Raw genomic sequence first — 6,952 nt, 5'->3', positions numbered from 1 at the left:
GTGCCTGCGCTGGTATGGTTCGACCCCAATGAGCTACGCCAACCTCAGCGACATGCTGGCAGAGCGAGGGGTTTCGGTTAACCGCTCGACCATTTATCGTTGGTTCATGGAATATGCCCCAGCATTACGCAAGAAGTTACGTCGCCATCAATTCATCCGAGCAGATTCTTCGTGGCAGCTCGATGAAACCTACGTCAAGGTGAAAGGGAAATGGCATTATCTGTATCAAGCTATCAACAAGCAAGGCGAGACACTGGACTTCTATTTCTCCCAAAAACGTAATAAAAACGCGGCTTATCAGTTCTTGGAACGGTGCCTAAGATACTATGATGTAGACACTCAGCCTAAGACCTTGAACACAGACAAGCATTCCTCGTATGCTCATGCTCTCTCTCGCCTGAAGACGGAGGGACGGCTGCGAGCGGATGTCGAGCAACGGCAAGTGAAGTATCTCAATAATGGTATCGAGTCCGATCACGTTCCCATCAAGAAGCTCGTTGTCAGCTCCGGCGGTTTTAAAATACGAAAGCGAGCCTGGTCAACCATCAAGGGATTAGAATCACTGCGAATGTTGAACAAAGGCCAGTTTGATTTCTGGTTACGTCATGATGAGGGTAAAACTCTTGTTCGGGAGAGATCCGCCTTCATGAATCGTCTATTCAATGTTGAGGTGATTTATCAGTAATCGTTAAGCCCATTACTGGGTAGATCTGCATCCTATAATTAGTTGCAACAGCCCCAAAGAGAGAATAGTTACCAAAGAGATAGAGCATTTTCGAGTTGTTAGGAGAGAACTCAATCCTAAACTCCTATGACAACATTTTGAAAGAACTCATGGTTTAGTTCCTGAAAACTACAGTACGTTTAGAGCAAAGGAGGGAAGTGCAAGAATAGAAATTGCTTCTAGAACCTTTACTGTGAATGATTTTTGTATTAAATACATGAATCAAAGTTAGGGTGATACCAATACTATTCTTAGTACAACCTATCAAGAGCAATACAATGATCTAGAAGGTAAAAGCACTATTCCTGAACTTGATCATGTAGCTGCTGAAAAGTTTGGCTCAGTGAAACTGACGGGCACAAAAGAATTTAAACAACAAGTGATAGATGTTGCTATTGCTAAAAATCTCAACATTGTTTTCGACTTGCCCAAACTACAACAAATGTTTATTGAGCAGAAATTGGTACATGAGCAAAAACAAGTAACCGAAAATAAACAAGATAATATTGTAGACAAGCCCGTTCATAGTAATGAACAGCAACAAAACAGAGGGCTTAAGAAGGAAGTAGAAGATAATTTCACATTGGTGAGATTTGACTCCGCACCTTACCTAAATGACAAGATTTCGGTCAAAGATGAGCAAGGAAAAGACATTGAACAGCAAGATAAACAAGAAATAGTCAAATCCTTAAAGTTAGAGTAAAGCTGGATGACGTACTACCCCTTGATTAAAAAGGCAACTTGATTATTACTTCTTCTAGGCGGTATTTCCCAAATATCTGAACTAATCTCAATTTCTACGATTAGATCATCATGGAGTTAAGCAGGAAGTGATGATGGGAACGGCACTGTTGGTGAAAGGTATTTTTAAACTTCCCATTCATGGATTAGAAGGCTTTCTCAATTCAGTTTTTATGTTGATGAAATTCCACAAATGCTTAAGGATTGGCAAAAATAAAATGAATTTTACATTTATAGATCTATTTTCTGGAATTGGCGGTATGAGAGTTCCTTTTAGTGAACTTGGTGGTAAGTGTGTTTTTTCATCTGAAATTGATAAGTTTGCGAGGAAAACTTATCAATTTAATTGGAACGAAGAACCTTATGGGGATATAAAAAAGATTTTACCAGAGGTAATAAGATCATTCGATCTATTACTAGCAGGTTTTCCTTGTCAGCCCTTTTCGCAAGCAGGATTTCAAAAAGGTTTCGATGATACTCGTGGAATATTATTTTTTTATATAGCTGAAATCATAAAGTATCATCAACCAAAAGTTGTGTTACTTGAAAATGTAAAAAGATTAAGAACTCACGATAAAGGAAATACGTTTAAAGTTATGCAGAAAATACTTGAAAAACTTTTCTATACAGTGTCAAGTGAGGTTTTATCAGCTAAAAATTTTGGTGTACCTCAAAATCGAGAACGAATATATATAGTTGCTTTAAGAAATGGAGAAACCTTCGATTTCCCAAAACCAACGTTTGAAATAACTAAAGTTGGTAATATTTTACAAAAGGATGTTCCAGAAAAATATACAATATCAGACCGTTTATGGGCGGGACATAAACGTAGAAAAGCAGGTCATAGGACAAATGGAAATGGTTTTTGATATGGGATGTTCACTCAAAACTCATCTTATACAAATACAATTTCGGCTCGTTATTATAAGGACGGGTCTGAAATATTAATTAGCCAAGGTGATTCGAGAAATCCACGAAAAATAACGCCGAGAGAAGCCGCAAGGCTCCAAGGTTTTAATGATAATTTCAAGATAGTCGTTAGTGATCTGCAGGCCTATAAGCAATTTGGCAATAGTGTTAGTGTTCCCGTGGTTAGATCTATTGCTAAAAAACTAGTGTATTACTTGTATTAGTTATGTTTTGACAACCTCCCCCCACATTCGCGTTTCTAAAACGTAGGGTGTTATTAATTAAATCAAGCCTATAACACACTGATTCAGATCTTTTTTACAGTCTTAAATGGGTTATGTATTCAATAGGTTCTTCTTCGTATAAAAAGCCTGCTTTTGCATAGTAATCATTATAGCTACCGTTGATGTTAAATCTCATTTTTCCCGCAAAAAAAACGGTTTAAAAACTTGGTATCACCCTTGCTGGACACCAATGCTATCGTTGCTAGATATGTTGCCGAACCATCCAGATTGGATATACATACAGGGCTTGTCAGGCGGGGGTAAAAGAGCAACTCATTGAATTTACTATGAATGGTTCTGGTATTCATGACTCCTATCAAGTGTTACACATCAGCATTAATTTGGTTATCCTTGTTTTAGAAAACTTGCACCACGATGTGTAACCACATTCCATCTTGACGTACAGGAAATGGGGCTTGTCTGAGAAGTAGATGAGCAATGGTTTTTCGTAGGTAACCTCAGATCTGCATAAGCGCTTGCTTATCAAGCTTAGTCATCTTGATACTCGGCTTCTTTGGTTGAAAGGAATACGCGATAAGCCCCGCCATCAAGCTGATACAATTACGGTGCCGAGAATGCTCGTTTGGGATATGTTTTTTAGTTGGTCAAGAACGGTTTCAATAATAAATCTTTTACGGAGTATCAGGCGGTTCCAAAGTTTCATCACTTTGAGTTTCATATTTTTTTCATACCCGTTATCGGTGTCACTCCCTTCTCTGTAGGTTCCCGCTCTAATGGATCAGAGATATAACCTGTATCTCTGTATAAACAGCCAAAAAGCTCGTCAACCATTTCCGATACAGGCTTTCTATCATCCACGTTAACCGTCGTCACTTGGACTGAAATAATGCTAACTTGGTCATTGATAATAAGGTGTAATTTGAAACCGTAGAACCACCTCATTGTTCCTTTTCCTCGCTTCGGGGTACCTTAAAAAACCTGATGTCTGAGAATCCGCAGGTTGTGACAAACCTGTATCTTAGACGAATCAACAAAGGTAATACCTGTCGGCCTTGCCTGACGGTAAGTGAGGTAAGAGCAAAGTGGAACTAGGACACCTTTCATGAGTTTAAGCATTCTCGTGTAACTAATTCAGGAAATTCGTTGGTGAGGTAGCGACAAACAAAGTAGATGTAATAGGTTGTGAAGTCTTGATACCCAGATTGATGTAAAGCTATCACTATCGTCATCCCTTCGCTAACTGAGAGGCGAGAAGGCTTGTTTCTTTTTTGATACCGGAAGAAATTAGGTGTTTTGTCCATGCAGGGATGAAAGTTTAGCAGAAGTCGTCGGCATCAACGAAAACAACGTCTAAGTTATTCATGCTCAAGTTTTTGTACAGTTAATAGTTTATTTCAAACGATTAGAGCTCGACCTTGGCATTGAGTTCATTTCTTATGCGCAACTCAGGTTAGTTATTATTGCGTATACGGAAACGGCTGTTAAAGCAGGTGTGAATCATACAGGCACCGCTCTCGGTATGATAAGAGCAACAGTACTGCTATCAACGTTCTTATCTCCGATGATGGTATCAATAACCGTACATTTATCTGATTGGGCAGATGTTTTTGGGATCGTTGGTTTATCGACTTTGATTGTATATTTATTTTTAATGCGTCCTAAAAAGAAATCTAAAGCCTCTACTATTTCAGTGGCTGGTTAAGTGATGACTAAAATGACTACAGAGAAAATTTAGGGGTTATGTATTCAATAAGTTGAATAGTTTGTTGGTCTGATAGGCAACCAAATTGCCGACTACTGAAGATGTCTTAACAAGGATTTATGATCCATGAAAGAATTTATTTTCTATACGGAAATTAACTTATCGAACACAGGATCTCTTATGCGAAGTTCAGGTTAATTAAGCTCTTAGGTTGCAACCAGCCTCATAATAAATGAGATTAACTCTTGAGCTGAGATTAGTGACCAACTCATGACCGATAGTACCCACATATCGAGCAACGTCTTCGACAGGTAAATCCTTGCCCCAAAGAACAACGTCATCACCGACACGGTCAACTGTATCAGACCCTAAATTAATTGTTAGCATATCCATTGAAATACGACCAACCAATGGTACACGACGTCCATTAACCATTACTGGCGTCCCATCGGGTGCAGCACGCGGATAACCATCTCCATAACCGATGGCGACAACACCTACTTTGGTATCTCGGTCTGTGGTCCAACGCGCACCATAACCTACCGACTCACCTTTTTTTACCTCTCGGATCGCAATAATACTTGAAGACAGCGTCATGACGGGCTGAAGACCAAGATCTGCACCAACGCGATCAGCCATAGGTGATATTCCATATAAGCCAATGCCAGGTCGGATCCAGTCAAAGTGGCTGTTTGGCCAGAATAAAATACCCGATGTGGCGGCAAGAGATCCGTCCCCATCCTGATCTGTGATTAATTCCTTGAACAATGAGATTTGATCTTGTGTCATTGGTTCAGTTAGCGCATCAGCACAACCAAAATGACTCATGAAATGCAGCGGCTTGGCGACATTTGAACACACATTAAGTCGTGTGATAAAATCTTTCACATTCTCAGGACGTACGCCTAAACGGTGCATACCGGTATCAATTTTCAACCAGACCGTCAGTGGGTGTGCTAATACTGCATTTTCCAGTGCGCTGAGTTGTTCAATACAATGAACCGCTGTTTGTAGGTTGTTTTTTTGTAGCACAGGCAGATCGTCGGCAGCGTAAAAACCTTCAAGCAGCAGCAATGGGTGCGTGATACCTCCCTCACGAAGCATTATCGCTTCCTCGAGACGTGCGACTCCAAATCCGTTAGTATGAGAAGACAAAGCTTCCGCGACGGGCAATAAACCATGACCATAACCATTGGCTTTGATTGCCGACCACGTGCGACTGTTGGGTGCAATTTCTCGGATTACGTTAAAGTTATGTTTGAGCGCATTAAGATTAATATATGCAGTTGCTGCCTTCATTATACCTCGTTATTGTTTTTCATCAAACTCTAGGTCTGCATAAAACCTTATTGTCACCCACAGAAACTAGGCTAACTTCTGCAACAATAACCTCATGAGAAGACACATCAACGGCAAGATGAAGTTTGCGCCAGATACGTCGCTTATCCTTACAGTGTTTACGTGTTTTCCAGTCACCTTCGTCGTATAATGGTACTTAACTTTTACGGTCTTCAAACACTTACTAATACAAGTGTCTGTAGGGGATCTCAGCAGGCATTCATCAACGTGAAAACTGAATTGAGAAAACCTTCTTAGCCTCGGTTTACTAATGCTTGATTATATTGTTTCTAGTTTCTTATCTTGTGCTTGGCCTTGCCATTTCCCATCATCACCTTCCTTTTAACTCGGATTGATGATCTGATCGTAGGAATTGAGGTTAATTTAAATAACTGATACGTGATTTAATTTTCCAATCTCATAACTTGTTCAGCATGATCGTAAATACGTTGTATTTTCTTGACGGCTCGACCTAGTGAGCAAGCTGGGAGTTTGTGGGTGCGTTCTGCTTCGTAAACACTCATACCTTCAATTAGAACGGCTAAGACTGCATCGTGTAAGTCCTCGCGGGGTAGGTACGCTTCTGAGAGAAACTGGGCTTGTTTAAGGTTCATATTTTCAGCCTAAAATTGCCCCGTACTGGGGCTGTTTGGTTTATTTAACTAATATGGTGATCATTGTGGCTAATGATGTAATGACGACGATAATTAGTGGAATATAGATCCACTTCAGGGCTCTCAATGTGAACTGATTTTAAAAGTTTTTACCCCCGATAATCGTCTTAAATAGATTAGCCTCGCGCATATAGCTTTAGCAAAGCTATTTTTCTAATTTTTCAATCTTATCTTGCTTCTCACACATTGTGATTATCCAGTTTATCGTTTCATTGTCTGTATTATAGTGGATTATTAGATAAATGCAATCGTTTTTATGATTGCATTGTTTTACCCTCATCATGACGTAACCAGAAATCAAACTGGCCTTTGTTCAACATTCGCAGTGATTCTAATCCCTTGATGGTTGACCAGGCTCGCTTTCCTATTTTAAAACCGCCGGAGCTGACAACGAGCTTCTTGATGGGGGCGTGATCGGACTCGATACCATTATTGAGATACTTCACTTGCCGTTGCTCGACATCCGCTCGCAGCCGTCCCTCCTTCTTCAGGCGCGAGAGAGCATGAGCATACGAGGAATGCTTGTCTGTGTTCAAGGTCTTAGGCTGAGTGTCTACATCATAGTATCTTAGGCACCGTTTCAAGAACTGATAAGCCGCGTTTTTATTACGTTTTTGGG

At 40.1% G+C, this 6,952-nt stretch carries 6 protein-coding genes and 3 pseudogenes; 5 read left to right on the top strand and 4 right to left on the bottom strand.

Features of this window, described 5'->3' with window-relative positions:
* The 4 genes and pseudogenes from BTN49_RS07220 to BTN49_RS20800 form a co-directional block, all read left to right on the top strand.
* The coding region (locus BTN49_RS07220; protein ID WP_097356619.1) for an IS6 family transposase at positions 1-685 on the top strand (685 nt) is incomplete at its 5' end.
* A 382-nt stretch (positions 686-1,067) separates the two neighbouring features.
* Positions 1,068-1,427, top strand: a complete 360-nt coding sequence (locus BTN49_RS07215) for a hypothetical protein (protein WP_097356618.1) — start codon at positions 1,068-1,070, stop codon at positions 1,425-1,427.
* Between the two features lie 130 nt (positions 1,428-1,557).
* Positions 1,558-2,598: pseudogene (dcm, locus tag BTN49_RS07210) on the top strand (DNA (cytosine-5-)-methyltransferase).
* Between the two features lie 266 nt (positions 2,599-2,864).
* On the top strand, positions 2,865-3,041 hold the full coding sequence (locus BTN49_RS20800; RefSeq protein WP_097356617.1) for an IS1-like element transposase: 177 nt from the start codon (positions 2,865-2,867) through the stop codon (positions 3,039-3,041).
* Positions 3,042-3,116: 75 nt separating this feature from the next.
* Here the strand turns inward: BTN49_RS20800 and BTN49_RS07200 are convergent.
* Positions 3,117-3,928 (bottom strand): annotated as a pseudogene (locus BTN49_RS07200) (IS982 family transposase).
* Positions 3,929-4,111: 183 nt separating this feature from the next.
* Here BTN49_RS07200 and BTN49_RS07195 point away from each other — a divergent pair.
* Positions 4,112-4,321 carry a hypothetical protein gene (locus BTN49_RS07195; RefSeq protein ID WP_146679259.1) on the top strand — a complete coding sequence of 70 codons (210 nt, stop codon included), beginning with the start codon at positions 4,112-4,114 and terminating at the stop codon, positions 4,319-4,321.
* Between the two features lie 198 nt (positions 4,322-4,519).
* Here BTN49_RS07195 and alr read toward each other — a convergent pair whose 3' ends face one another.
* The 3 genes and pseudogenes from alr to BTN49_RS07180 all read right to left on the bottom strand — a co-directional run.
* Entirely contained in the window at positions 4,520-5,620 is a 1,101-nt protein-coding gene (gene alr, locus BTN49_RS07190; protein ID WP_097356615.1) for an alanine racemase, read from the bottom strand.
* Between the two features lie 40 nt (positions 5,621-5,660).
* Positions 5,661-5,913, bottom strand: a pseudogene (locus BTN49_RS17885) (IS5/IS1182 family transposase); the annotation flags it as partial.
* A gap of 674 nt (positions 5,914-6,587) precedes the next feature.
* The coding region (locus BTN49_RS07180) for a DDE-type integrase/transposase/recombinase (protein ID WP_146679257.1) at positions 6,588-6,952 on the bottom strand (365 nt) is incomplete at its 5' end.

The sequence above is a fragment of the Candidatus Enterovibrio escicola genome (genome assembly GCF_002464935.1).
Taxonomy (GTDB): Bacteria; Pseudomonadota; Gammaproteobacteria; order Enterobacterales; family Vibrionaceae; genus Enterovibrio; species Enterovibrio escicola.
The sequence above is the reverse complement of the archived record's forward strand: the minus strand, read 5'-3'. Positions and strand labels throughout refer to the sequence as shown.

What these genes read in the sequence shown, in the direction of transcription:
- alr (WP_097356615.1), bottom strand. Translation starts at nt 5,620, where the DNA reads ATGAAGGCAGCAACTGCATATATTAATCTTAATGCGCTCAAACATAAC.